The organism is Neobacillus niacini, from assembly GCF_000759675.1.
GTDB lineage: Bacteria > Bacillota > Bacilli > Bacillales > Cytobacillaceae > Neobacillus > Neobacillus niacini_A.
Genome location: NZ_BAWM01000098.1, coordinates 1 through 26,564, shown reverse-complemented (window position 1 = coordinate 26,564; position 26,564 = coordinate 1). Strand labels below are relative to the sequence as shown.

Genomic DNA, 26,564 nt, shown 5'->3' with positions numbered 1-26,564 from the left:
TAGAAATTTTTTCATCTATGATATGATGGGCTTAGTAATAGGATTTCAGTGAGGTAGTAAAAATGAATGAACATTTTTTGGATACGATTGAACTTGAACTAGCAATTTTAATACGAAGAATCACTGCTAAAAAAACAGGTGGTCTTGAACGATCTGCCTACCTATTGTTGCACCAAATTAATTCCCATGGTGCAGCGGGTGTAAAAGCGTTGGCAGAAGAATTTGATTTGGATATTTCCACAGTAAGCCGGCAGGCAGCTGCCCTTGAAAAAAATGGATACGTTTATAGAGTGCCGGATCCCGTGGATGGGCGAGCGTATTCATTTCAAATAACTGACATTGGGATAAAAGAACTCCTAGAAGAGAAACAGAATCGAAAAGCAAGAGTAGGAGAAGTAGTCAAGTATTGGTCAGATGAAGAGAAGCAGGTTTTTGGAGAACTTTTAAAAAAGTTCAATATTGCTGTAACAAATAAACGTTAAAAGGGTGCCCAATGAAAGGGTACCCTTTCTTTAAATTATAAATCGAGTAATTCTGTTAGGGTTACTAAGTTAAATCCCATCCCTTTCAAAATGGGGATGACCCTATCAACCACTTCAGAAGTATTGATTCCCCCAATATGCATAAGGATAATGTCTCCATTGCTTGCTCCTGATTGAATTCTTGACACAATCACCTCAACAGAAGGCTGCTGCCAATCAATGGTATCGATGGTCCATTGGATGCTGTATGGATATCCTGCACCGCCTGCTGCTTTTAGGGCTGTGCAGCATTCTTGTGCGGTTTCTTTTATGTTATTTCTCGCTATTCTATTCCTACTTTTTATCACTTAATCCTCGGTAAATTTGCGTATACATACTTCCTTCTTTGATGTTTTCTAGAAAAAAAGGACCAATGAGTTCAATATATTCCTCATCATCAAACATCCTTTTATTTTCTAATTCCATTTCTCCCAATCCATCATAGGTAGAAAGTAGTGCAAAGGTATGATCTTCACCAGATATAGGTGTAAGAATTTCAACGTGATGGTTATAATTTTCATTTCTGAATTTTTTAATCTCTCTTAAATTGTCTATCGCTTCTTTAAATTTATCTTGTTTAATGATAAACGTCTGATAAACGAAAACAGACATTAAAGCACCCCCAGGGATATATACAAGCATACATATCTTTATAAATCTCCAGAGAGTTTGTTAATTATTCTAGATAATAAAACTTACAACAGTGTTATGTTTTCTTTTCTACAGTCTTCAAGGATTTGATCATTCCATACTGAAACCTGAACCTCGCCTATGTGAACTTTTTGAAGAAAAAACATACATATTCTTGATTGTCCAATTCCGCCTCCAATCGTATAAGGAAGTTCCTGATTAAGAATGGCTTGATGGTATTCTAAAGACATTCTATCCTCATTTTCGGATATCTTTAATTGGTTTTTAAGCGCTTCTTCATCTACACGTATCCCCATGGAAGAAACTTCAATCGATTGTTCTAAAGCTGGATACCAGAAAATAATATCACCATTTAATGTCCAATCATCATAATCTGGAGAGCGTCCATCGTGTTTTTCTCCAGAGAGTAACTGAACGCCAATTTGCATGATGAACACGGCACCATATTCTTTGGCAATCCTGTCTTCTCGCTCTTTTGCTGAAAGCTCTGGATACTTTGTTTCAAGTTCCTGCGTGGTAATAAAATGAATCTCCTTAGGCAGGACAGGCTCAAGTACAGGATAGAGCTCGTTTAAATGATTTTCTGTATTTTTAAAGACTTGATATATTTTTTGAACTTCGGATTTTAACGTCTCTAAGTTGCGTAGTTCTTTTGAAATAATTTTTTCCCAATCCCATTGATCGACATAAATGGAATGCAAATGATCTAAAACTTCATCTCTTCTTATGGCATTCATATCCGTATAAAGTCCTTCTCCAAGGGGAAAACCGTACCTTGCCAAAGCCATCCTTTTCCATTTTGCCAACGATTGAACGATTTCAATATTTGTATTTTTAATATCTAAAGCTTCAAAGGAAACCATTCGTTCCACACCATTTAAATCATCATTTAAGCCCTTACCAGATTTTAAGAGGATTGGGGCTGATACACGAGTTAAATTTAGCATCTCAGCTAAAGAACTTTCAAAGAAATCCTTCGTTTTTTTAATTGCCACTTCTGTTTGTAAAAGGTCTAATTTAGAAGTGTAAAGCTTTTGAATAGAAAGTGAATTTGGCATAAAATCAAAAACCTCCAGTAAAAATCATAATAATGACAATGTTTATATATACAATCAGATGTATTCCAAAAGAATATTCTGAAATTATAGCAAAATTATGTTTTCCTTTCCATAGATTTAGACCAAACACTAAAAAAAAAATCCTCCACCTTGTAACTTGGTGAAGAAATTTTTTCATGCTACCTCAGTTGATCCCAATCTGAGTAAGATCCGCTGCCTTGACAACCTGGGCATTCTACGGAGTTATAATAGGCAAATTCATTATAGGGATACACAGTAAAGCCTCTCCCATAGCAATCGGGACACTTTTCTTGATTCTTCATATGAGAAACATGATTTTGATATCGTGTTTCTCTCCACTGGTTAAAGGAGTTAATTAATCCCATGTTCTTCACCTCACCGTTTTTCTTTAGTATGATGAAAAATGGAATATTTATGCAGGAAATGATTCGTGTATGTTTTTTATCATGATTCCCAAACTAACAAGGAGAGGTGATACTATGAGTGATTGGAACGAACAAGCAGCACCTAATAATAATATTCCTCCAAGAATTGTTAGACCCGATGAGCGCCGTGACCAAAAAGTTGATCATGAGTTTTCAGAGGAGTTATCTGATGGCGGTGAACGTGACGAATATATCCAACACCAAAAAAAGATAAAGAAATAGTCAGGATTGGTGGCGATATGAAAAATCGTCACTTTTTTTATTTTACAAATGATTTTATATAGTATAGAATTTCTATGTACCTAATAATTCTAGGTAGGTGAAAAAATGTTTAATCGTGAATTGGTAAAAGGAAGTACGTCATTAATCTTGCTTCAATTATTAAATGAAAGAGATATGTATGGCTATGAATTGGTCAAAGAATTAGAGCAGCGAAGTGATAATGGACTAAGCGTTAAAGAAGGGACTTTATATCCAGCTCTGCATAAACTTGAAAAACAAGCGTATATTGAATGCTATTGGCAGGAACAGAAGAAGGGTCCAGCGCGTAAATATTACAGAATTACGGACGCAGGAAAAGAAGTTCTGAATGAAAAAACCCGCGAATGGCAGGATTTTGTGAAGGTGATGAACAAGGTAATAGGGAGATCAAAACATGGAACGGCCGAAGAATAAGTTTTTAGAAGAACTGGAAAAGGGGCTCGGAAACCATCAGGATAAGAAAAGTATTCTATTGGAATATGAAGCACATATCGATGAAATTCTTATTGAATCGTATGATTGTAACGATGAGAATGAGATGCTGGAACGAATTATTTCTAGATTGGGGAGCCCTGAGGAAATTACTGTAATGTGGGAAGAGGAGCTCTCTGTCACTCCGAGTAATATGAAATGGCTTTTTATCCTAATGAATATTCTCTTTTTTGGGGGAGGAAGCTTGTTAACCTTATTCCATAATGTATTTCAATGGAAATGGCTTTCAGTGATTTGGAACCATCTAACTGCTATTCCCACCTTGATTGCCTTTATTTATATGTTCTTTTGGGCGTTGCTTGGCTATGAAATTGGTAAAGGCTTTGGACATAGAGGAAGGAGCCTTCTGAAGAAGACTTTTTTACTTTCACTTATTCCAAATCTGATGTTAATGGTGTTAACCGTATTTGAAATAATACCGCATTCATGGTTCGAACCTTTATTAACGAAAACATTTATTATTGCTTGTATCATTTTTACCATCATCCTATATCCAATAAGTTGGCTTGGATATCGATGGGGTAGGAAGGCCTCGATATAAGCGGCTTTTTTTACCTATATACCTAGTAAAACTATGTATATAGAATTTCTATATGGAAGAAGGATATTATATGGAATTGAAAATAGGCAAATCTGATTGGTTATTTTTATTGTTGTGTATGGTGTTAGGAATTGTGGCGGAGGAAGCTTTTTTCCGAGCTGAAATAGGCATTTCCTATTTAGTGTTTATCATCGCTTTTTACGGTTTGTTTTTTTACCGCTATCGCGGGTTTTCATTCTCTCACCAGCGATTTGGATATCTTGTACTCATCTGTATCTGGGTGTTAGCTGCAAGCTATTTTATAAATGATAACCTTTTCTTTTATGCACTCAATATCGTTGTGATTCCATCGCTTGTATTTTTTCATCTTGTATTAGTAACAAGTCAAAAAAATATCCGTTGGAACAAACCAGCCTTTATTACTTATTTATTTTCAAAGTTGGGGGGAGCAATAAAGTATAATTTCATTTTTGCCTCTTTAATGGGTAAGTTTTTTAAACAGGGTATAGATGAAAGTAAGTTTCAAGTGTGGAAAAAAGTATCGATTGGAATCCTAATTTCCGTTCCCGTTTTGTTTGTTGTCTTAGGCTTACTTATGTCAGCAGATACTCAATTTGAAAAAATGTTAGGGGGGATTCCACAGTGGTTTCAGTTGCTGGACGCTGAAGTGGTATTTCGAATCATCACTGTTTTGTTCTGTACCTTTGTTTTCTTTGGTCTCATGCAGGTCCTTATAAAAAAACAAATAAATGTAATGACTCACGATGGTGATAAACAAAAATTTACTATGGATGCAATTATTACCATTACTGTTCTGGTGTTAATAAATGCGGTGTATGTCCTCTTTACCATTGTCCAATTTAAATACTTCTTTAGTGGGACATTGCAAGGAGATTTCACCTATGCAGAATATGCAAGAAAAGGCTTTTTTGAACTATTATTTGTGACACTGATCAATCTCACGATAACCATTCTGGTTTTAACCTTTGCGAATAAGTCGATAGGTTTTATAAAAAGGTTTATACAAATGCTTCTAACGACGCTAGTCATTTCGAGTGGTGTGTTATTAAGTTCTGCTTTCATGCGGTTAAGTATGTATGAGGACGCTTATGGGTTTACCTTCATCAGGGTAATGGCCCACTCGTTTATGATTTTTCTTGTTGTCATTTTCATGTATACCTTAATAAAAATTTGGATTGAAAAACTTTCATTATTCCATTTTTATTTTATTAGCTCCTTACTCTATTACACCTTGATGAACGTGATCAATGTTGAACAAATTATCGTGACAAAGAACATTGAACGTTATGAACAAAGCGGGAAAATTGATTTGCATTATCTAAATAGCTTATCTCACACAGGTATTCTAGGGTTAATTGAGATATATGAAGAAAATCCTCAACTTCCGGGCTTAAAAAATATTTTACTAGAAAGGAAAAACGAAGCAAATCTAGGTTACGTCCCATGGCAATCCTATAACTTAAAAAGAACTCAAGCTAATGAGGAATTAAGAAAACTACATCTGGAATAAAGGTAATCAAGAGATTTTGTCGAAAACAAAGAGTGAAAAATATTATTTAAGGAGAAATGTATGATGAATCGAAAAGATGTCTTGTTAGAGCAATTCCTATGGACTGACTGGTATGAGACCATTAAGAATAGTTTCTAGGATGCGAAGATGGATCAAATCCTGTTTTTGTTTGCTTTACTTATAAAAGGCGCTTTTGTCATACTCTAAATCACCAAAATTGGCATTTTAGAAGAAACCTATTAATATACAAGAAAGAGGATTAATCTAAATCTTTCGAATTAGGAGGTTACGAATGAGGGTTTTAATCATTGGTGCAACTGGAACAATTGGAAGTGCTGTAAAGAAGGAATTAGAAACTAGCCATGAAATAATTACAGCAGGACGAAATAATGCAAATATCTTTGTTGATCTTTCCGTTCCAGAAAGTATTACGTCTATGTATGAATCTGTAGGGAACGTTGATGCGGTAATTTGTACAGCAGGTAATACATACTTTGGACCCTTTCAGGCTTTGACTCCTGAAAAAAATGAGATTACAATTTTAAGTAAATTAAAGGGGCAAATCAATCTGGTCCTGCTTGGTATTAATCATGTGAATGATCGTGGAAGTTTTACGTTAACAACTGGGATATTAATGGATGACCCTATTGTCGGGGGCACTTCATCAGCGATGGCAAATGGAGCAATACAAGGATTTGTTAAGTCATCAGCTATTGAGCTGCCTCGTGGAATCCGAATTAACAACGTAAGTCCCAATGTATTGAAAGAGTCTATGGAAAAGTATGGACCGTATTTTTCTGGCTTCAATCCTGTGCCAGCGAGCAGGGTAGCATTAGCTTATCGGAAAAGTGTCGAAGGAGCTCAAACCGGGCAAACATTTACTGTTTATTAGAAATTAATTTTTAAGGAAATCTAGAGGATTTCCTTTTTTTATGTGAAGTTTTTGTAAAATATTCCTTTTTTACAGGTGAAAATAGATGAAATTAATGAGATACATAGGATTGGCAATATTAATCTATTAAGCAATGCACATAAACCCGTGTTACTGATTGTAGAGGAACGTGAACATGAATTAATTTCTTTCGCCAAACAAGAAGGCATTGCATGGGCTAAATATTCAATAACAATAGCTATTAAATTGGAATGGATACAAGCGATAAGAAGAACGGTGTGGGATATCCTCTATAATTTTGATTTGAATAAAATAATGATCATTCTTCAGAATCTTATTTTACTTTGGAAAAAAACATAAACCGACAATTTGATCAATTCTTAAATTCTTTCTTCATCCAATATACAAAGTATAAAGATGAATTGTTAGACACTCAGAGAAAACTTTTAGAGAACCTTTCTGTTCCCATTATCCCAATCTCACCAGATATCAGCATCATACCTTTAATTGGTGCTATTGATTCCTATAGAGCCAATACGATTGAAGATAAAATAATCACGGAAATTGGTAATTCTCATATTCAAACATTAATATAAGATCTTTCAGGTGCAGCGGTGATGGAGGTTGAAGTCATTGAACATCTCATACGGATTATTAATGGTATCTCGATGATGGGGTGTAAGACAGTTATTACTGGTCTACGTCCAGAAATTGTCAAGCTTGTAATTAACTCGGGGATCTCTTTTGAGCACGTCGGAGAATTAAAGGGAACCTTACAGTTTGCCCTTTCAGATTACATCATGGAGAATAAAATCCAATAGAAAAAGGGCAGATTTTGATTTTGCCCTTTTTCTAATTACCATGTTTTAATCACCATTGAACATATCAAAAATACCTCTTGCGATGCTGCCTTCGTCTTTTCCACCACCGCGGTGTGGTGCTGCTGCAAAAACTCGGCTTGCAAGTCGGCTAAATGGCAGGGACTGAATCCAAACCGAACCTGGACCTCTTAATGTTGCAAAAAATAAGCCTTCGCCGCCGAAAAGGGCTGTCTTTACTCCCTTAACAAATTCAATATCATACTCGACTCCACTAGTCATTGCCACCAAACAGCCGGTGTCTACTCTTAATGTTTGACCTGGAAGAAGTTCCTTTTTTGTAATCGCTCCTCCTGCATGAACAAATGCAAGTCCATCGCCTTCAAGCTTTTGCATAATGAAGCCTTCACCGCCGAAGAAGCCAGCTCCAATTTTTCGCTGAAATTCTATTCCAACTGATACACCCTTTGCCGCAGCAAGGAAAGCATCCTTTTGGCAAATGATTTTTCCACCCAACTCACTTAAATCCATTGGAATGATTTTACCAGGGTACGGTGAGGCAAACGAAACGTGTTTTTTGCCATGACCTTGATTGGTAAAGGCAGTCATGAACAAGCTTTCTCCTGTAATAACACGTTTACCGGCACTGAATAATTTGCCCATCAGCCCGCTGCCTCCAGAGTTACCAGATCCGTCTCCAAAAATTGTTTCCATATGTATGTCATCTTCCATCATCATAAAGCTTCCTGCTTCAGCAATAACGGTTTCTTGAGGATCAAGCTCAACTTCCACGAACTGCATATCATCCCCATAAATTTTGTAATCAATTTCATGATTATTCATCGTTTTTTCCTCCTTTTAATAAAAACCCTGATAATTCCATTTTATAAGATTTAGGAAAAAAGAGCTAATTTAAACATAAAAAAGACGCCTGCATATAGCAAGACGTCTTTTTGCGTATTGAGGCGAAAAACCACACTCCACATAGTGCGCTCCAAAAAGGAATGTTTCTCGACTTACACAACTCAGCTCATCGCTCAATTAATATAACACAGGATAGGGGACAACACAACTGGAAAATTTTTTAAAACAAATGTCTTGATTATTAATTTGAATTCCTCTATATTCAAATAATCAGATATACAAATTTGAAAGATAAGAAGGGTTCATATGTTAAGTGACAAAAGATTCCATCAATATTCCTTAAGTAGTGTACCAAAAGATGTCCTGTCAGGACTCATTGTCGGTGTAATTGCCATACCTCTTGGGATGGCCTTCGCGATTGCTTCAGGGGTGAAACCGGAATTTGGAATCTACACAACAATTGTTGCCGGAATCCTCATCTCCTTGTTTGGAGGCTCGAAGTATCAAATTGGTGGTCCAACTGGAGCGTTCATTCCAATATTATTTGGAATCGTTATGACGTACGGATATGAAAACCTGTTAATTGCAGGTTTTTTAGCTGGAATTATGCTCCTCTTCATGGGGATTTTCAAAATGGGATCATTAATAAAATTTATCCCAAGACCTGTAACCATTGGTTTTACCACAGGGATCGCGATTACCATTTTCACCGGACAAATTGCTAGTTTACTAGGGTTGACAGGTATTAAGATGCATGAAGAATTTATTAATAATGTAAAAGAAATCATGATCCACATGGACAGTATTAACCTTTTTAGCATTTTAACGGCGGTCATATGCTTAGTAACGATTATTTTGACCCCAAGAATTGCGCCTAAGGTTCCAGGACCATTAATTGGATTAGTGGTTTCAACGATGATTGCAGCCTTGTTCTTTCCCAATCAGGTAGCAACCATTGGAACTGCTTATGGTGAAATTCCTAGCAAATTGCCACAGCTGCAAATTCCTGACTTGAGCGTAGAAATGATTATTACTCTATTAAAACCAGCGTTTATTATTGCGATGCTTGGAGGGATTGAATCCCTGCTTTCAGCAGTGGTTGCCGACGGGATGACAAATAGCAAGCATAACAGTAACAAGGAACTTATAGGTCAAGGGATTGCCAATATGGTCACTCCGCTTTTTGGCGGAATTCCAGCAACAGGGGCAATTGCCAGAACAGCTACAAATATCAAAAATGGGGCAGTTTCCCCGTTATCCGGTATTATTCATGGGATTGTAGTATTGCTAGTATTAATGTTTTTCGCTCCTTTTGCATCTTATATTCCACTTGCAAGCATGGCACCTATATTAATGGTTGTTGCTTGGAATATGAGTGAACGGAAAGTATTTGCCCATATTTTAAAAACAAAATCGACTGATTCCCTAGTCTTAGTGGTTACCTTTTTATTAACAGTATTTGTTAACTTAACCACTGCCGTTGAAGTGGGCTTAGTCATGGCGGCGATTTTATTCACGAAGAGAATGAGCGATTTGATGACCACGGCAAAGGCATTGCCAAACCTTCAGCATAAAAATGCAAAGGTAGAGACTCAAATTGTATCTGATTCTCATGATTGTCCTCAAATAAGCATTTATAATGTTGAAGGTCCATTATTCTTTGGAGCAGCCAAAACATTTGAAACATCTATCATGAGTACAATTAACTATCGTCCCAAGATTCTGTTATTGCGGATGAGTAGGGTGCCATTTATGGATACTACTGGTGAAGCAAATTTGGCAAGTATTGTGTCTCATTTTTCAAAAAATGGTATAGTTATCATATCGGGAATAAACGAACAGCCTAAAAATGTTTTGTTACGTACGGGCTTATATGATGTGATTGGTCAAGATCATTTCTTTGAACACACAGGTGACGCCATTCAGTTTGCGTTATCGCAGCTGGATCGCAATAAATGTCTTGGCTGTAAGCACTTCGCATTTAAAGAATGTAAGAAGCTTTCGGCTTCCGAAGTAATTGAAAGCAGCAAACAGAAGCTCTCGGCTACTTACTAGAATGAATTAAGGAAGTGAATGGATTGAATCTTGAAATGCAGCAATTTAAGGCGGAATTTTTCAAAGCACTTGCACATCCTTTGAGGATCCGCATATTAGAACTGTTAGCAGAAGGGGATAAAAATGTGAATGAAATCCAAACCCTTGTTGGCAGTGAAGGTTCTGCTGTCTCTCAGCAGTTGCAAATATTAAGAGCAAAAAATATTGTCTCGGGTACCAAAGAAGGAAATAAAGTCATTTATACACTAAAAGATCCAATGATTGTGGAACTTTTAGCCGTAGCTCGTCAAATTTTTAACAATCACTTAGTTGATACCATAACTATATTAGATAAGTTTAGAGACGAAGATGAAGAACTAGCATTGGAGCCGAAGAAATAATTTTCTTCGGCTATTTTTATGTTTAAAAGTATCAATCTTCGAGAAATGATAACTGTCTAGCTGCAGCGCCTAGGGGCTCGGGGTCATAAGCTTGTCTAGTTGAGGCTCCCTGGGACTCGAGTCATAAGCCACCCCCTGAAGAAGGCAAAGAGCGCCTTCTTGCAGGGTTCGTCTTATGCCTTCGTCCCAGGGCAGTCGCCTCCGCTTTTCTCTTAAAAATCAATTAATTGTACTATTTTAACCAACATTTTCCTTGTTTCTTATATTACGATAATGGTGTAAACAAATAATAGAATTTAGGAAGTGATCAAATGATTTACGACTTGGTACTGCTGCATCCTCCAACAGTCTATGATTTCAGAAAAGAAATGCTATTTACCGGTCCTATCAGCGATGTGGTTCCTTCTTCCCCTGTTTTTGAAATGTATCCAATTGGATTGACGAGTATTGGAGATTACTTAGAACGATTTGGATTAAAAGTGAAAATCGTCAATATTGCAAATCGAATGCTTTTAAATCCAAATTTTGATGTTGAAAAGAAAATCAGTAAAATCAAAACTAAGGCTTTTGGAATTGATCTTCACTGGCTTCCTCATGCACATGGAAGTGTAGAATTAGCAAAAATCGTTAAGAAATATCATCCAGATACACCCGTTTTGTTTGGTGGACTGTCCAGCACCTATTTCCATAAAGAATTAATTGAGTATTCTTGTATTGATTTTGTAGTTCGGGGTGATACTACTGAAAAATTAATATTAATGCTGCTTAATAAGCTGGAGAAAAAGGACGTATCTGGATTTTCAGATATTCCAAATCTAACATGGAAGCGAAATAATCAATATTTTTATAATGAGATCACCTATGTACCAGACAGTCTCGATGAGTTTAATTTACCAGGATATCGCTATATCATAGGTTCCGTCTTTAAATATGTTAATCTATTAGATACATTGCCATACAAAGGTTGGCTTCAGTATCCAAACACTGCCATATTAACCTCAAAAGGTTGTAACTATAATTGTTTAATTTGCGGAGGTTCTAAAGATGCCTATGAGTTAAACTGCAACCGAAAGAAGCTAGTTATGCGTTCCCCTCGAAAAATGCTCGAAGATATTGCCTTAATTCAAAGATTTACACGGGCACCTATTTTTCTTCTGAATGATATAAGGCAAGGAGGCAAGGAGTACGTTGATGAATTTCTTGATGGTTTGTCAAAAATGAAGGTAAAGAACGAGATCGTATTCGAATTGTTTAATTATGCCGATGAGAATTTTTTTGAAAGATTAAATGAGGCAATGCCTAAATATAGTATTGAGCTTACTCTTGAATCTGCAGATGAGGATATCCGTAAATATAATGGAAAGCTGCCATGTACAAATGCCAAAGTAATTGAAATGCTTCAATTTGCATTAAAGAATGGCTGTGCTAAGATTGACTTATTTTTCATGACGGGGATCCCCAATCAAAATTACGATAGTGCGATGAGAAATGTTGATTTTTGTGAAAACATTCACAAGGAATGTGACGAAGATTCTCGAATTTCATATTTTGTCGCACCGCTTTCTCCATTCCTTGATCCAGGAAGCCCGGCGTTTGAAAATCCGGAAAAATATGGTTATAAAAAGTTTTGCAACAAACTTGAAGACTTCCGTGAAGCTATGAAACAACCGTCTTGGAAAAATATGCTGAGCTATGAAACTAACAATATGACAAGAGAGGAAATTGTAAATGCTACGTATGACTCTGCTCTGAAGTTAAATGAATTTAAATATAAGAATCATATTATAACCAAGGATGTTCATGATGAAGTAAGACTGAAGATTGAAAAGTCAGTCGAGTTCCTTGCTAGACTAGATGCCTTGGAGCTCCTGCCTGACGATGAAAAACAAAAACAGTTTTCCATCATTAAGAATGAAGTAGATCAAATCAATCGCCACAGTATTTGCGGTGAGAATGAACTGAAATGGGAGGTCAAAAAGCTTTTTGCAAATTTTCCTACTCTAACCTACATCGGTTTAGAATTACTCATCAAAGATGTCGTAAAAGATATAAAATGTAAGTTTGGCAAGATTGACAGGAATCAAGTTTTGGTCACGAATCCAAGCAGTAATCAGCACAAAAAGTAAACGGATACAAAGGGCGCAAATGCCTTGAAAACCCCGAATTTTGTAGGCTTTTGTCTATAGTACTTTATTGACATAGAAGCTAAAAAATGTTAAATTTTAGTCAGCCGTTGCACGGGATTAGATTTATGTTACAAAGCTTGTTCAGGTTTTATCATTAGTTTGGATAAGAAAGTGAAAGTAAAGCTATCACGTTGTAATTTGGTGAATTTTACACATGGCTTAGTATAAGCTAATAGGGGGATTTTTTTACATGAAAAACGGTAAAGTAAAATGGTTTAACTCTGAAAAAGGTTTCGGATTTATCGAAGCTGAAGACGGAAACGACGTATTCGTTCACTATTCCGCTATCCAAACTGAAGGTTTCAAAACTTTAGAAGAAGGTCAAGAAGTATCTTTCGAAGTTGTTGAAGGTGCTCGTGGACCACAAGCTGCAAACGTAACTAAAAAATAATAATTTATGAAACCAATGATTTAACAGCCCGACCAATGTGTCGGGCTGTTTTTTGCTGTTTAAAATAAAAACCTCTACCCCGTATTACCTGTTATTTCTTCGTTTTCCAACCTCACAAAAGTTGGTATTTTGCTATAATAGTATTTATGAGTTAAAAAAAGATGGGGTGAAAATAAATGAAATTTATCCATACGGCGGACTGGCATTTAGGTAAATTAGTGCATGGTGTTTATATGACAGAAAACCAGCGGGAAGCACTTAATCAATTTATAGATATTGTTGCAGAGGAAAAGCCGGATGCGGTCGTAATTGCCGGTGATTTGTATGACCGTTCCGTTCCGCCAACCGATGCAGTTGAATTATTAGATGAAATACTGTTTAAAATCAATGTTGAGCTGAAAACACCTGTTGTAGCGATTGCTGGAAACCATGACAGTGCTGAAAGATTGTCATTTGGAAGCTCATGGTATAAGCACAGCCATTTCTACTTGTCTGGTAAGCTATCGAACAGCTTTAAGCCCGTACAGGTAAACGGAGTTAATTTTTATTTAGTACCTTTTGCTGAACCTGGAGTGGTTCGTCAACTTCTTGGAGATGATTCAATTCATTCCCATCAAGATGCGATGAAAGCACTGATTGGAAAAATGGAGGAAAACTTAAATCCCAATGAGCCTAATGTATTGGTGGGACATGCCTTTGTCTTAGGCGGGCAGACTTCAGACTCCGAACGTGTTTTATCCGTTGGGGGATCTGGTTGTGTAGGTGCAGAGCTTTTCGAACCTTTCTCCTATACGGCACTAGGTCATTTACACAGTCCGGATGCAATCAAACATGAAAAAGTAAAATATTCAGGTTCCCTATTAAAGTATTCCTTTTCAGAAGCGAAGCAAAATAAATCGATTTCAATTATAGAAATGGATGAAAAAGGGAACTTCTCCCATCGTTATCGATCACTGAATCCAACACATGACATGCGTGAACTTGAGGGACATCTTGAGGAGCTGCTAGATCCTTTCTTTTATGAAAAACAAAGATTACATGATTATATGAAAATTACCTTACTTGATGAAGGGGCACTGCTTGATCCGATAAATAAATTACGACAGGTATATCCGAATGTACTTCATCTTGAACGGAAAATAGATATTACGGATTTAAAGAAAAAGCAATCATTCAATATTACACAAAGTGAGAAAAAATCAGAACTTGACTTGTTTGAACAATTTTATACCGAGATGACCACGTCAGAGTTTTCCACTGGTAAAAAAGAAGTAATGGCAGATGTGATCGAAAAAGTGTTACGTGAGGAGGGTAAACGTTGAGACCATTAAAACTAACCATGCAGGCATTTGGTCCTTATGCAGATGTAGAAACGATTGATTTCACTCAGCTTGGTAATCGCACAATGTTTGTTATTTCAGGTAAAACAGGTTCTGGAAAAACAACCATTTTTGATGCGATTAGTTATGCGATATATGGAAAAGCAAGTGGCGAAGACCGCAATGGACCTGAATTACGAAGCCAATTTGCAAGAGCAGATTTAGTAACAGAGGTTTCACTTGACTTCTCTATCCGTAACAAAGTGTATTCGATTACCCGCCTCCCCCAACAGCCTAAAAAGAAGGAAAAGGGCGAAGGATTTACTTCCTTACCAGCCAAAGCGGAATTATACAGCTGGGATGAGAACGGTGAAAAGAAATTAATTGCAACCAAGATCAATGAAGTAGAAGAAAAAATTAAAGAAATTATGCTGATTGATAGCAATCAGTTCCGCCAAATCTTAATGATCCCCCAAGGAGAATTTCGTAAGCTATTAACGTCTGATAGTAAGGATAAAGAGGTTATTTTACAGCGATTGTTCCATACTCAGATTTATAAGATGGTGGAAGAGAGGCTGAAAGTTGAATCTACAGAGTTAAAGAATTCTGTTGAGATGCAGGTTCAGACTAGATATGAAAATCTCCGCCGTATTCAAGCGGTAACAAACGATGAGCTTAAAGGATATTTAGAAGCAGACAGTGTAAACGATTTGATTATCATGCCGTTATTACAGGAAGAAATCAGTGGTATGGAAAGCCTGCTTGAAAAATTGGTCATAAGCTTAAAAGAAAAAGAACAGGAACAAGATACCTTAAAGGGAAAACTGTTTGAAGCCGAAACGATTTTAAAACAAATTCAAACGAGAGAAGCGTTAAAAGAGGAAAAAATAAAACTAGAATCACAAGCAGATATTTTTGCTGAAAAAGAAAAACAGGTTCAACTTGCACATAAAGCAGCACTGTTGGCACAGCAAGAAGAGCTTTGCCATCGTTTAAAGCGTGAATTGGACCAACTTAAGGGAAATGTAACATCTATACAAAGTGAAATCGAAAAATTAGATGTTTTATCAAAACAATATGAACAACAATGGCAGGCTGAAATCGAGCGTGAAGGGGAGCGGCAAAAAGCACTTGATGCCATTAATCAACTCATAAATATGAAGGACGATGTTTATTCCTTTACTGCTTTAGTAAAAGAGTCAGCATTAGTGGAAGCTTCCCTGAGGGATGCGAAGGAAAAGCAAGTAGCAGCTGAAAATAGTCTCATGGGCTTGGAAGACCGAATGAAAAATCTGCAGGATAAAAAAGCAGAAATTGAGAAGGGCCAGTTGAAGTTTATAGAAAATGAACGCCAGATTGAAAAAATGCAGTCAGAATTAGACAGAATGGAAAAATATGAATTATTCCTTGGACGCCATCAAAAGGCGCTGCAGGATCTTAATTTGAATTCCGGGAAATTTGAAAATACAGCTGCTAGGTATATGGATGCAAAAGCACTTGTGGAAGATTTGGAGAATAAATGGCTTCATGGCCAAGCATCACTAATAGCTGCACGACTTACAACGGGTGAAGCATGTCCGGTTTGTGGTTCGGAGCACCACCCAGCACCAGCGTCAGCAAATGCAGCTCTTATTCCAAATGAAAAGGACCTTAAAGCTGCAAAGCAGCAGGCAGTTTTTTTGGAAAAAGAAAAAGCAGCATCAGAATCTCTCTATTTTGAAAGTCAATCTATTGAAAAAACACAACGAGAAAACTGTGAAGAGATTTTTAAGGAAATACGATCATATCGCGTTGATTTTAAGGAAACTGATTTACAAGTAACTAAATCCGAGGTTCAATCTGGAAAAAATAATCTCCAGAAAGCACAAAAAACGCTAAATGATCAAATCAAAATGCTTGATCAAATTAACATGGAACTAGAGAAAAATGATTCTGATAAAACGGTATTAAAAAGTGCTATACAACAGTTAACAGCTCATGTAACTGAGCTGACTGTACAGTTTACGGAGAAGAAAACGAATTTAACCAGAATGATGAAGGTGATTCCAGAGAATCTTCGTACCGTAGATGCATACGAAGAGGCACTAAAAACTTCAAAAAAACAACATGAATTGTTATTGAAAAGGTTAGAAGAGGCACAGCAGCGTTTACAAGCAGTGAAAGAGAAACAATCTGCAGAAGCAGCTAGATTACAAGACGCGGTAAAGCACCATTCAGGCAAAGAAAATGAGCTTAAAACAGAGAAAGAAATCTTTGTTACTAAACTTGCAGAACAAGGATTTGAAAACTACAGTCTATATCATTCATCTAAAAAAACTGAGAATGACATCCGGATTCTTGAAGGTCAAATTCGCAGTTATCGTGAAGAGTTACGCTCTGTTTCAGATCGCTTAAAAGAATTGACTGAGCTTTTACAAGATGTGAAGACGCCTGATGTTGATGGATTAAAAGTGTTATTAGAGAATCTAGCTAGTGAATTAGTGGATCTGACTAATCAGCGGACAGACCTGTTTGTTAAAAGGCGGGACAATCTTGAAATCTATAATAATGTTGAAAGAATTAATGAGCATATGAAGGTGTTGGAGGAACGCTATAAGCTGATTGGACATCTTCACGAAATTGCCAAAGGTCAAAATACGTATCGAATTACGTTTGAACGATATGTACTTGCTGCATTTTTAGATGATATTTTGCGGGAAGCAAATGTGCGATTAAGGAAAATGACGGCAGGACGATTTGAGCTTTTAAGGAAAACCGACAGGTCTAAAGGGAATGTTCAAAGTGGTTTAGAACTTCTTGTCTTTGACCAATATACCGGTCAGGAGCGCCATGTAAAGACTTTATCTGGTGGGGAAAGCTTTAAGGCCTCTCTATCATTAGCTCTTGGGCTTGCGGATGTGGTTCAAAACTATGCAGGCGGAGTTTCATTGGAGACGATGTTTATTGATGAAGGCTTTGGAACGCTAGACCCTGAATCACTTGATCAAGCCATTGAAGCACTGATGGACATCCAAAGCAGCGGACGGTTGGTCGGTATCATCTCTCACGTTCCAGAGCTGAAAGAACGAATCGATATTAGATTAGAAGTCATCGCGGGACAAACCGGAAGTAGGACAGAATTTATTTTTACAAATTAAAGTTTGTGTTTGGAGTGACTGAAACGTAAATAGAGATGGGTTCCTGGTCACTCCTGCGGGTCTGGAGTGATCGAAAAATAAAAAGAGTAATGTTTATGGTCACTCCAGGTGGTCTGGAATGACCGAAAAATGAAAAGAGTTATGTTCATGGTCACTCCAGCAGCACTGGAAAGACCGAAAGATGAAAAAAAGAGTTAGTTCGGTCACTCAATTAAAAACAACAGAGTTTACATGGTAGCTCTCATGTTTTTTTGAACCTAGACTATACTTAGATGGCTTTGAAATTAGGGAAAGGATACTTGGCTTCTGCAAGGGATGATAGATTTGTCAGTTCGGCTGCAGCACCAATTTTATCCCATACTGCCATTACTTTTTCAGATTGATGTGCTTTGTCAATTGCCTCACTAGACTTCCATTCCGCTATTTCAATAATAGTTCCGTCCTCAGCTTGTAGTGTTAATAATTGACGTTCTGTTATCAATCCTTCTTCTCTAAGGACAGGGATATGTACTTTAAGGATTTCTTTTAGTTCATTCTCTTTTCCAGGTTTCGGACGATATAGTGCCATAAACACGAGTGCAGACATGTAATAACCTCCTAATTTTTATAGTAATCATCATAATCGTACATACTATTAAACGTCAACAAAACGCTATTTCGTGAAGTGCATTTATTTATGACATAAATACATTGGTGATCGGATGGAAAGATATTTTCTAGCAGATGGTGAAGATGCCTTTATTTTATTTTCAAAAACACACTGGATGACGTTATTTGTTTTAGTTGGCGTAATTGTCTTAATCTTTCTATTTCGAAGAGTACTAAGGAAGCCGCCATTTAATAACGTTGTTAGAGTAGGATTGGCAGCAATTTTATTTATTTCAGAAATTAGTCTGCATGTATGGCTATGGCGTGTAGGGGAGTGGACTATTCAATATTCTCTGCCATTCCACCTAAGCAGTATTTCCATCCTTCTATCTGCAGCTTTACTGCTTACTAAGAGCTATAGTCTCTTTGAATTTACCTATTTTGCAGGTGTTGGAAGCGCTCTGCAGGCAATGATCACCCCTGATATTAGTGCTTATACGTTTCCACATTTCCGTTATGTTCACTTTTTTATTTCGCATGGTGGAATCGTGGTGGCAAATTTATTTATGGTATTGGTAGAAAAATATAGACCAACAGCAAAGAGTGTGTGGAAAGCTTTTTTATACTTAAATCTTTATACTTTTTTTGTGTTTTTATTGAATTATTTTATTGAAGGAAATTATATGTATATCTCCGAAAAGCCAGTAAACCCATCCGTTTTGGATTATTTAGGACCATGGCCATTGTATCTTATACCTTTAGAGGTCATTGCATTAATAACCTTTTTGTTATTGTATTTGCCATTCTGGTTCATTGATAGATTTGAAAAAGAAAGGTAGCAGACAGATGACATCCACATTTTCCCATAAGCAAATGGCAGTAAATTGTTTTAATGAGGTTTGGGAATATCTTGAACTATCAGAACGAACAAAATTAGATGAAGAGAAAATGATTCACCTAGCACATTCGTCATTTTACCATTGGACCCAGGTAGAAGATCATACGCCACAAAATCTATCAATTGGGTATTGGCAGCTTTCTAGAGTTTATGGAGTAGTAAATCTTGGTGAGAGATCATTTTACTTTGCGGAGCGGAGCTTAGAAGTAAGTGTGGAGAATGATATCGAGCCTTTTTATATTGGGTATGCCTATGAAGCATTAAGTAGGTCAGCACGTATGATTGGTAAAACTGATTTATCACATAAGTATTATCGGCTTGCAATGGACTTTGCCCAAAAAGTACATGATGATAACTCAAAAGAAATGCTTGTTGTGGACTTAGAGTCAATTAAATAAAAGAAAGATTTGAATTCACGTACGGTTCTGAGAGGGGTGCGACTTGTTGTTGCACATAATCTGGCGTGTTGTTTTTTTGTGTCCGCACATACTTTTGCTTATATACTGGAAAACAAACTCTCTCCTGCCAATTTTAATGAGCGGGTCAAGAGAGTTGTCTAGCACAAGCACCTTACTTAGAACATATTCTAATATAGTAATCAGATATTCAGACATATGAAAGGGGCTGTTGAGAGTGAATTTGGAAAATGAGATTGTCGATAAACTGGATAAAATTCATATATCGAAGCAATCCGGCAGTGTGGAAATTAATAACCCAACAAGTTTTAAGTTATTGGGAAAAGGACACCAAGGGGCTGTTTTTCAAATAGATGAAAATCGCTGTGTGAAAATCTACTGTGTGAAACAAGACCTGGATCGTGAGCTTCATGGATTGCAACTTGGAGGTAATATTGGCATTTGTCCAAAGGTGTATTTAACGGGAGAAAATTTTATTGTTATGGAATACTTGAAATATCCAACTCTTTTCGAATATTTAGACCAGAATCCACTTGACAAGGAATTAACGGCCAAAATTATTGATGTATTGGATTCATTTGAACAAGCAGGCTACAATCGTTTCGATCATTCTGCGCGGCACATCTATGTGGTTCCTGATGGGAAAATGAAAGTAATTGATGTGGTTCACATGATTAAACCTCAGCCTGTCCTCTTAGCAAAAAAACTAATTGGTGATATGGGAGTTAACGCTGAAGATTTCGTTCGATTTGTCCAAGAAATTAGCCCTAAATGGTATAAACGCTGGGTAAATGAACCTGATTTTCATGATTTAATGACGAAAGTGAAAGGACAAGTATAGGTTAAGTGTACAGTTTTTCCATCATTCTATTCGCTTCATTTACTCTGTAACACCTATGAGAGAAAGGTTTTATTTTGTCTAAAAGAATCACCGATTGGCGAGCCTTAAAGGCGGTTCATGAGACAGAGTTCGTCGAAAAGCACAGCCTTTCGACTGCGATGCTTATGCTTACGGAGCCCTTCCTTAGTGCACTAATGCTCGAAAAGAAAGGATAAATTTGAAAAATTTATCCTTTCTTATTAGCCTAGAAAAGGTTCTGCCATAAGGCAGAACCTTTATTCCTTTATTTTTTCTTTTTTTTGGATTGTAAATTTAGCTCTGGTAATAGTTGTTTTGCATTAACAAGGTGGGTGACAAGCGCCTCCCTTTCCATTTCCGATACATCCCAATCCTCAGGGATCGATTTGATTACATCATGAATTGCCTTTTCTGGAATGGCCATTATTTTTTCAATCGCTGCATTTATCTCGTTTTGACTTTGCAGTAAAGAAACGCACCACTTATGAACGTTTAGGTTAACAGCCACCTTAGGCATTTTCCTTAGTGTTTTGACGGTCCATTTCGCTTCAGAAAAACAACGGCCGTGGTCGATCATATGGAGATAATACTCCCCGTTCTCAGCGGGTTCGAGCAGGACATTGTTCTCTTTACGATCTGTATTGCCTATCCAAAGATCGAATACCATCATTAAGGCGAGATGATCTCGATTGCTTACTTTTACGTGTTCATTCTGCGAATCCCTTAAGAGTTGAATACAATTGTCAATAAACAAACTGGCAAACTGGCTCCCAGAGGTGAACTTGTGTTTAGAAAGAATTGGAGACTCCTTAATAAAATCATCTTCTATTTGTACCACTTCAAAAGGTACAACGGGAAGGGAGAGAAGTTGGCCTAATTTACCGGCAATGTACTCGTTTACCATAACTCTCGTTCCAGATGGATTATTTTTGAACTTCACTACATACGTGCGACCATCACTAAAAAGAATGTGCTGAGGTTTGGAATAACCTTTAAAGAAGGTTTCCAGCAGCTGAACAGGATGTATGTTCTGATTCATACTAATTAAATCCTCCTTTATCTAATTTGATGAAAGCTCTGCTCCTAGACAAAATGAAGCAGAGGTAGATGTGACTGTAAGCCCCAAACAAAAGCCGTGTCCGAAAATAGGAATACGAGGCATCCTCCAAATGATATTCTCTGACTTTAGGGATACCCAAGAAATCACTTTCCCGTTTTGAAACCCTCTCTTGTCTTCATTTTGGTAAGGGAGAATGTCGGAGCGGCCTTCGCGCAATAATCGCAAGTAGTCTGGTGATAAACCAATATCGAGTGATAGAGGCAAAATGTTTGAAGGAATATGGTCATATTTAATATTGATTTCACCTTGTCCTTTTTTGAGTAAAAAGTGTTTGGTCATCCCATAGGCAGCACTGTTTGATTGCTTGTTCACGATCACGAGCTCAACTTCTTGATTTTCTTTTATCGTGAGAGAAAGAAGTTCATATGTGTCATGTTCAAATCCATAATCTGCCAATGCGCCTGGATGATTCATTGGAACGTCCATAAAGTCGTTTAGTTCCTCCAACCAATTCCAGTCGTCTGATGGATTACCAACGATAAGCTGTCCATCAACTTCTTTATAAAAAAACAGGTAAATGATACGCCCGCCGAAACGAGGCGAAATCACTGCGGCTAAAACATTATTTCGTAATATGACTTCCTTATGACCGTCATTATCTAAATCAACTTCAAAAGCATGAATGAGGCTGGAGTTATCGCAATCATTTTCCCATTTTACTGCTTCCATCAGGATTGAGGTTGCCCGAACATGACTTGCGACTGCACGTGCCCAAGGAGCGGGTAATGGGACACCGCTGCTGTCTGGATCGCTGTGAATACTGTTTGGAGCGTCGTGCCAACCTGTTTCATAAGTACAAGCAAGAAAGTGTTTTCGTGCTAGTACAAGTAATGAAGACTGTGGATTAGTCTTAGATGAAAGCTTTTTAAGCTCCTCCCACGTTTTGATCAAGGATCGTTGATAAGGAGCCCAAGCCTGTGAATTTGCCCAATTCATATAATCTTCACCAGCTCCAAACTCTGTAGCCAGCTCTCGGTAGGTACCAGTTCCGATAGGACGCTGGGGTTGAATTTTGTGATTAGCCAACCATGACTGAAGAAGAACGGGTGTAACATCTTGTCTATTAATCAACCATTCTAGGAAACAACGATAATGTTCAACAGCAAGAGGATTCCAAGGAGGAATTCCTGCAACCTTCTCCATATCATCGCCATAGATTGCAATTACGTCTCGACCGTTAATGATCTCTTGCTGCATTTGCGACATAAGAATATTTAATCGTTGTTCATGCTTCTCTGTTTCAAGAGGGACAGATAAACGCATTTCATAAGAGAGCGGAAGCGCGATTAAACCTTGACTCCCTTCAATACGATGAGCTTCAAAAAGTTCGGGAATAAAGCGTGGATTAAGATCAAAGTTTCCACGTGAAGCATTAGATAAGATCAAGCGGTCATCCACTAGAACATATTGAAACCCTCCATTAGGAAGACTTGTATCAGTAAGAACATTAGCTAGTTTTTGGGTATTCCATACTCGTTCAGGAACCCAAAATCCCGTTACCTCAGAAATTTCGGATCCAAGCCACGTTTCGAACAGACGCAGTTCTTCTTCAACTTGATAGCGATTATGTTCGCGATCAAACAAAGGCATAATATTTTGGGCATACGTAGAACCAATAATCTCTACTAATCCCGATTTTCTTAATTCAACAATTTCTTCAAGAAAAAGCGGATCAAACCAGGCGCATGCTTCGATAAACGTGCCGCTAATATGGAGGTGGAAGGGTATGTTATATTGGGAATGGAGATCAAATACTGCTCGTAAACCGGAGGTAGCGTCAGGAGGCCCAATAATCTCATCGATACCCGGACGATTGTCGTAGCCGTTAGTGATCAGGTATTGATTGGCATGGTGAACGATGGCAATGGGAATGGATGGGCCGCTCATTTATAACCCTTTCCTTGCAAATACAGCTCGCACTTGGTAAGAAAAGGATCTATAATGGTAAATTTTCCTGTATTTAGGACACATAATTCATAGTGCAGGCTTTCAAAAAGGGAACGAGCACTGTATAAAGAGATTCGGTCAAGAAATGACTGTTTGTCGTAGGCAGGATGAGCATCAAAATACTTTTCAATGAAATACTTAATCATTGGTTGAAAAAAATCAAAATTCCCTTTCTTGAAAAAGCCGCTTACCTGAATTTGACATGCCAAATACGCTACATCCCAGGCGGGGTCACCTGCAAAATGGTGATCAAAATCAATCGCAATGACGTTTTCCTCATGCAAGAATACATTTTTTGTATGAAAGTCACCATGAAGTAACACTGTTTCGTCTGTTCTATTTTTTTCTGAATTTTTAATAAATTTATCATATATAGATTTTAGCCTTGATTTTTCTTTTGGTATTCGTTCTGTAAGATCTTCATAAAAACGCCTCATGTCAGCATTGGCTCGTGTTCGTGTCGCTTCGCGGATCTCTGTAAGAGGAATCTCATGCATTCGTGTCAACCATTCTGAAATCAGAAAGGCTAGCTGCTTGCTATTCATATTTGGATCATGTATCCAATCGTCCAATGTTTTGCCAGGAGACTTAGACATAATCATCAATCTCCATTTCTGTAAATAAGCGATCGGATGTACTATCGTATACTGAGGGTCAGAACCCAATCCATTGTTCCACAAATATTGCAAAAACCGATAGCTTTCAATTCCTTTTTTTTGATCAGAATACACTTTTCCAATTAATGATTCTTCTTCCAACTCTCCATCTTGATTACGGAAGGTTACAAGATATTCTAGGATCATTTTCCGTATTTTAGGGGTGTAGGAAATGAGTACAGCTTGCAGAACCTGTCTGCTTGTCCCATAGCAATCTTGATAGGCTGAAATAATATCCTCAATTGCAGGAAGTTGTGTCTCGTTTGACATATTCTATTAACTCCTTTCCTTAATAAATAAAATAGATTATTACTTTGTGTTTAATAGCTTTAAATATAATTGGCGAGTCTTCTTTGCTGCAAGGCTCCAAGACCATGTCCGTGCTTCTTGAGCACCTTTTTGCCCTAAGGTTTGTCTTAGCTCTGGGTTGTCCAGGAGGTGAATGATCGCTTTTGCCAATTCCTTCGGCTGATTCGGCTCAATGATATGAACATTCTTGACAATTTCCCCAACTCCGGTTGAGGACGAGATGATGGTCGGGATACCTGCAGCCATTGCTTCCAAAACGGTTATTCCAAAAGGTTCAGATCTGGCTGGAAGAACAAAAAGTATGGCATTTTTGTAACATTCTTGCAATTTCTCACCAAAGACACTGCCTGTAAACTCAACACGATCAGCAATTTTCAAGCGGCGTGCTTTGAGACGTAACTTATTGAGTAAGTCACCATCCCCTGCTATTTTAAAGCGGACATCATTACGTTCTGCAAGAACAAAACTAGCTGCTTGTAAAAAATCATCTGGAGCTTTCTGGCCGGTCAATCTACCGAGAAATAATATATGCCCTTCAATTTTTTGATAATCTCTGTTTACCATCTGTTCAAAAGATGAGACGTCAATACCATTGTAGATTGCAGTTATTTTATCCGGATCGGCTCGATAACGATCAATCAGAATTTGTTTTGTCCCTTGGGAGACAGAAATCGTATGATTCACGGTAAGAAAAGCTTCTTGTTCAATAGTAAAAATCGCTGGATTAAGTGAATTTCCCGCAGCTCGATCATATTCTGTAGAATGAACAGTCCAGATGAGGGGAATCTTGTATTTTTGGGCGATTCCTGATGCTGCAAATACACCCATCCAATCGTGCGCATGAATGATATCAATACCTTCCGGCTGAAATACTTCATCCAGTCGATTCCGGAAATCCATCACAGATTCCCATATGGCAGTTCCTAAATAAGAATAATCCGAGAATGGCTTGTTCATCTGTACATGATGAATAACCATACCCTTTGGAGTATCAAATTCGAGTTTCTTAAACGCAGGGAGGTAAAAATCAACACTAACCCCGATGCTTGTCAATTCTCGAACAATGGCTTGACAGTGGATGCCCAACCCCCCGGAAAATTGCGGCGGATATTCCCAGCTAATCATTGCTACTTTCATGAATTCCAAGCACCTCCTATTTACTTTTACCTAACTTTGCTTTTGCGATAGTGGCATTGAACTTAGGATGATTTGTCCAAGTGTTATACAAAGTGGGTTCAAATTCTTTTACGTACTGGAGAAAGACAGTAACCTGATTACCCATTCCCTTGATCATTCGCTGTGGAAACTGCTTAGGTGGTAGTTTGTTATGGCGGTGTAAGTTTACTACCTTAAGACTGCCGTCCGGCATTAAGTAAATGAATGCGGGGTCGTGATCAAGACGGGTAAAACCAATTGCCTTAAAATCATCGAGAAGACCAAGAAGCTTTTGTATTAATTCAATGGTTAAAGGATTGTTTTTCAGGTAATCAGCTAAAGTCGGCGCTTGTATGGATTCCATTACTACGTAAGTCCCTCTTCTTTCATAAACAATTGGAGTAATTCCTCGTTCCGCTCCCATCTGAAGGGCTTGAAACTCTTTTTCGGCTTTTTCCTCTTCTTCGAAATACGCTGCATAACGAGTTTCATCAATGCCAATGACAACACGCTTCTCTTCCTGGATGATGATAGGAAGGTCTGTCGGATTATGAATGATTATTCCTGTAGATTCAGGCTTCGTCACCTTTATTTTGTTAATCTCTTTTATTAACATTGCTTCATCGGAATTCTTAGACTTATGTTGCATAATGCTTCATCTCCCTCTTTAAATTAAAAAAATGTAAAAAATATTAATCTACTATTAAGATATGGTAAAGATAGAAAAGGAGACTCAACGCTTGTCCATCTCCTGAAAAATTTGGCGAAAACACTAAGAAAATAGTTTTTTTTCTTTATATCCATTGCAACAATAATTTCAATTTGCTATGAATGGCTTCGTCGCAAAGATGGAGTTTTTCATAATAAGAATGGGTATCAAATCGTGTACTCTATATGTTTTTATTTATTTTTCCTAACCTTTCTTATTATCTATTATCGCTTGGTTGAATTAAAACATTAAAAAAACCAGAAAAAAGTTCTGGTTTTTAGTGTGCGCTTGGCAGCGCTTCGCTCTAATGGGTGAAAGTCCCTAACATGCCGTTGTGGCGGAAATGTATAGCTGACAGGTAGTG

Annotated in this window: 27 protein-coding genes; 17 read left to right on the top strand and 10 right to left on the bottom strand. The window is 37.4% G+C overall.

Translation table 11 applies throughout. From position 1 onward, the window contains the following. Positions 1-62 precede the first annotated feature (62 nt). Positions 63-482, top strand: coding sequence for a MarR family winged helix-turn-helix transcriptional regulator (locus TR08_RS22105; protein WP_045521896.1), 420 nt, complete (start codon positions 63-65; stop codon positions 480-482). A gap of 35 nt (positions 483-517) precedes the next feature. On the opposite strand, the gene TR08_RS22100 is transcribed toward TR08_RS22105, so the two are convergent. The 3 genes from TR08_RS22100 to asnA form a co-directional block, all read right to left on the bottom strand. Continuing rightward, positions 518-829: a hypothetical protein gene (locus TR08_RS22100; RefSeq protein ID WP_045521895.1), complete on the bottom strand. Its 312-nt coding sequence runs from the start codon at positions 827-829 to the stop codon at positions 518-520. Continuing rightward, positions 816-1,133 (bottom strand): hypothetical protein, encoded by a 318-nt coding sequence (locus tag TR08_RS22095; protein ID WP_045521893.1) that lies wholly within the window; start codon positions 1,131-1,133, stop codon positions 816-818. The genes TR08_RS22100 and TR08_RS22095 overlap by 14 nt, the downstream gene beginning before the upstream one ends. An 83-nt stretch (positions 1,134-1,216) precedes the next feature. Further along, a complete protein-coding gene (gene asnA / locus TR08_RS22090; RefSeq protein WP_045521891.1) occupies positions 1,217-2,230 on the bottom strand; it encodes an aspartate--ammonia ligase in 1,014 nt (337 codons plus the stop codon). A 500-nt stretch (positions 2,231-2,730) separates the two neighbouring features. On the opposite strand from asnA, the gene TR08_RS32750 reads away from it, so the two are divergent. From TR08_RS32750 to TR08_RS30470, 7 genes are all read left to right on the top strand, one after another. Continuing rightward, on the top strand, positions 2,731-2,898 hold the full coding sequence (locus TR08_RS32750; protein WP_193747824.1) for a hypothetical protein: 168 nt from the start codon (positions 2,731-2,733) through the stop codon (positions 2,896-2,898). A 105-nt stretch (positions 2,899-3,003) separates the two neighbouring features. Continuing rightward, positions 3,004-3,351: a PadR family transcriptional regulator gene (locus TR08_RS22085; RefSeq protein WP_045521889.1), complete on the top strand. Its 348-nt coding sequence runs from the start codon at positions 3,004-3,006 to the stop codon at positions 3,349-3,351. After that, entirely contained in the window at positions 3,332-3,970 is a 639-nt protein-coding gene (locus TR08_RS22080; RefSeq protein ID WP_045521887.1) for an HAAS signaling domain-containing protein, read from the top strand. The genes TR08_RS22085 and TR08_RS22080 overlap by 20 nt, the downstream gene beginning before the upstream one ends. A gap of 70 nt (positions 3,971-4,040) precedes the next feature. Beyond that, positions 4,041-5,501, top strand: a complete 1,461-nt coding sequence (locus TR08_RS22075; protein ID WP_045521886.1) for a DUF4153 domain-containing protein — start codon at positions 4,041-4,043, stop codon at positions 5,499-5,501. A gap of 292 nt (positions 5,502-5,793) precedes the next feature. Then, entirely contained in the window at positions 5,794-6,393 is a 600-nt protein-coding gene (locus TR08_RS22070; protein WP_045521885.1) for a short chain dehydrogenase, read from the top strand. Positions 6,394-6,737: 344 nt separating this feature from the next. Continuing rightward, a complete protein-coding gene (locus TR08_RS30475; RefSeq protein WP_052427574.1) occupies positions 6,738-6,989 on the top strand; it encodes a hypothetical protein in 252 nt (83 codons plus the stop codon). 21 nt (positions 6,990-7,010) lie between these two features. Beyond that, a complete protein-coding gene (locus TR08_RS30470; protein ID WP_052427573.1) occupies positions 7,011-7,214 on the top strand; it encodes a hypothetical protein in 204 nt (67 codons plus the stop codon). A gap of 45 nt (positions 7,215-7,259) precedes the next feature. On the opposite strand, the gene TR08_RS22060 is transcribed toward TR08_RS30470, so the two are convergent. Next, a complete protein-coding gene (locus TR08_RS22060) occupies positions 7,260-8,054 on the bottom strand; it encodes a TIGR00266 family protein (protein ID WP_045521883.1) in 795 nt (264 codons plus the stop codon). A gap of 327 nt (positions 8,055-8,381) precedes the next feature. Between TR08_RS22060 and TR08_RS22055 the strand changes: the two genes are divergently transcribed. The 6 genes from TR08_RS22055 (at position 8,382) to TR08_RS22030 (ending at position 17,543) form a co-directional block, all read left to right on the top strand. Next, entirely contained in the window at positions 8,382-10,130 is a 1,749-nt protein-coding gene (locus TR08_RS22055; RefSeq protein ID WP_045521882.1) for a SulP family inorganic anion transporter, read from the top strand. Positions 10,131-10,153: 23 nt separating this feature from the next. Beyond that, positions 10,154-10,510 carry an ArsR/SmtB family transcription factor gene (locus tag TR08_RS22050; protein ID WP_045521877.1) on the top strand — a complete coding sequence of 119 codons (357 nt, stop codon included), beginning with the start codon at positions 10,154-10,156 and terminating at the stop codon, positions 10,508-10,510. A gap of 311 nt (positions 10,511-10,821) precedes the next feature. Beyond that, on the top strand, positions 10,822-12,636 hold the full coding sequence (locus tag TR08_RS22045; protein ID WP_045521875.1) for a TIGR04190 family B12-binding domain/radical SAM domain protein: 1,815 nt from the start codon (positions 10,822-10,824) through the stop codon (positions 12,634-12,636). A 250-nt stretch (positions 12,637-12,886) separates the two neighbouring features. Continuing rightward, a complete protein-coding gene (locus TR08_RS22040) occupies positions 12,887-13,087 on the top strand; it encodes a cold-shock protein (RefSeq protein WP_007083969.1) in 201 nt (66 codons plus the stop codon). A 176-nt stretch (positions 13,088-13,263) separates the two neighbouring features. Then, a complete protein-coding gene (locus TR08_RS22035; protein ID WP_045521874.1) occupies positions 13,264-14,409 on the top strand; it encodes an exonuclease SbcCD subunit D in 1,146 nt (381 codons plus the stop codon). Next, positions 14,406-17,543, top strand: a complete 3,138-nt coding sequence (locus TR08_RS22030; protein WP_045521873.1) for an AAA family ATPase — start codon at positions 14,406-14,408, stop codon at positions 17,541-17,543. Before TR08_RS22035 ends, TR08_RS22030 begins: the two co-directional genes overlap by 4 nt. Before the next feature lie 268 nt (positions 17,544-17,811). On the opposite strand, the gene TR08_RS22025 is transcribed toward TR08_RS22030, so the two are convergent. Continuing rightward, positions 17,812-18,129, bottom strand: a complete 318-nt coding sequence (locus TR08_RS22025; protein WP_045521872.1) for a putative quinol monooxygenase — start codon at positions 18,127-18,129, stop codon at positions 17,812-17,814. A gap of 115 nt (positions 18,130-18,244) precedes the next feature. Here TR08_RS22025 and TR08_RS22020 point away from each other — a divergent pair, with 115 nt between their 5' ends. The 3 genes from TR08_RS22020 (at position 18,245) to TR08_RS22010 (ending at position 20,286) form a co-directional block, all read left to right on the top strand. Continuing rightward, positions 18,245-18,970 (top strand): YwaF family protein, encoded by a 726-nt coding sequence (locus TR08_RS22020; RefSeq protein WP_045521871.1) that lies wholly within the window; start codon positions 18,245-18,247, stop codon positions 18,968-18,970. Between the two features lie 7 nt (positions 18,971-18,977). Further along, positions 18,978-19,427 (top strand): hypothetical protein, encoded by a 450-nt coding sequence (locus TR08_RS22015; RefSeq protein ID WP_045521870.1) that lies wholly within the window; start codon positions 18,978-18,980, stop codon positions 19,425-19,427. A 235-nt stretch (positions 19,428-19,662) separates the two neighbouring features. Beyond that, positions 19,663-20,286: a hypothetical protein gene (locus tag TR08_RS22010; protein WP_052427572.1), complete on the top strand. Its 624-nt coding sequence runs from the start codon at positions 19,663-19,665 to the stop codon at positions 20,284-20,286. Positions 20,287-20,569: 283 nt separating this feature from the next. Here TR08_RS22010 and TR08_RS30465 read toward each other — a convergent pair whose 3' ends face one another. From TR08_RS30465 to TR08_RS21985, 5 genes are read right to left on the bottom strand one after another with little or no spacing between them, the layout of a single operon-like run. After that, on the bottom strand, positions 20,570-21,343 hold the full coding sequence (locus TR08_RS30465) for a HipA family kinase (RefSeq protein WP_052427571.1): 774 nt from the start codon (positions 21,341-21,343) through the stop codon (positions 20,570-20,572). Between the two features lie 21 nt (positions 21,344-21,364). Continuing rightward, positions 21,365-23,311: a hypothetical protein gene (locus TR08_RS22000; RefSeq protein WP_045521869.1), complete on the bottom strand. Its 1,947-nt coding sequence runs from the start codon at positions 23,309-23,311 to the stop codon at positions 21,365-21,367. Further along, positions 23,308-24,297, bottom strand: a complete 990-nt coding sequence (locus TR08_RS21995; RefSeq protein ID WP_045521868.1) for an aminoglycoside phosphotransferase family protein — start codon at positions 24,295-24,297, stop codon at positions 23,308-23,310. Before TR08_RS21995 ends, TR08_RS22000 begins: the two co-directional genes overlap by 4 nt. A 39-nt stretch (positions 24,298-24,336) precedes the next feature. After that, a complete protein-coding gene (locus TR08_RS21990; RefSeq protein WP_045521867.1) occupies positions 24,337-25,473 on the bottom strand; it encodes a glycosyltransferase family 4 protein in 1,137 nt (378 codons plus the stop codon). Positions 25,474-25,489: 16 nt separating this feature from the next. Next, entirely contained in the window at positions 25,490-26,140 is a 651-nt protein-coding gene (locus TR08_RS21985) for a hypothetical protein (protein WP_045521866.1), read from the bottom strand. Positions 26,141-26,564: the final 424 nt, after the last annotated feature.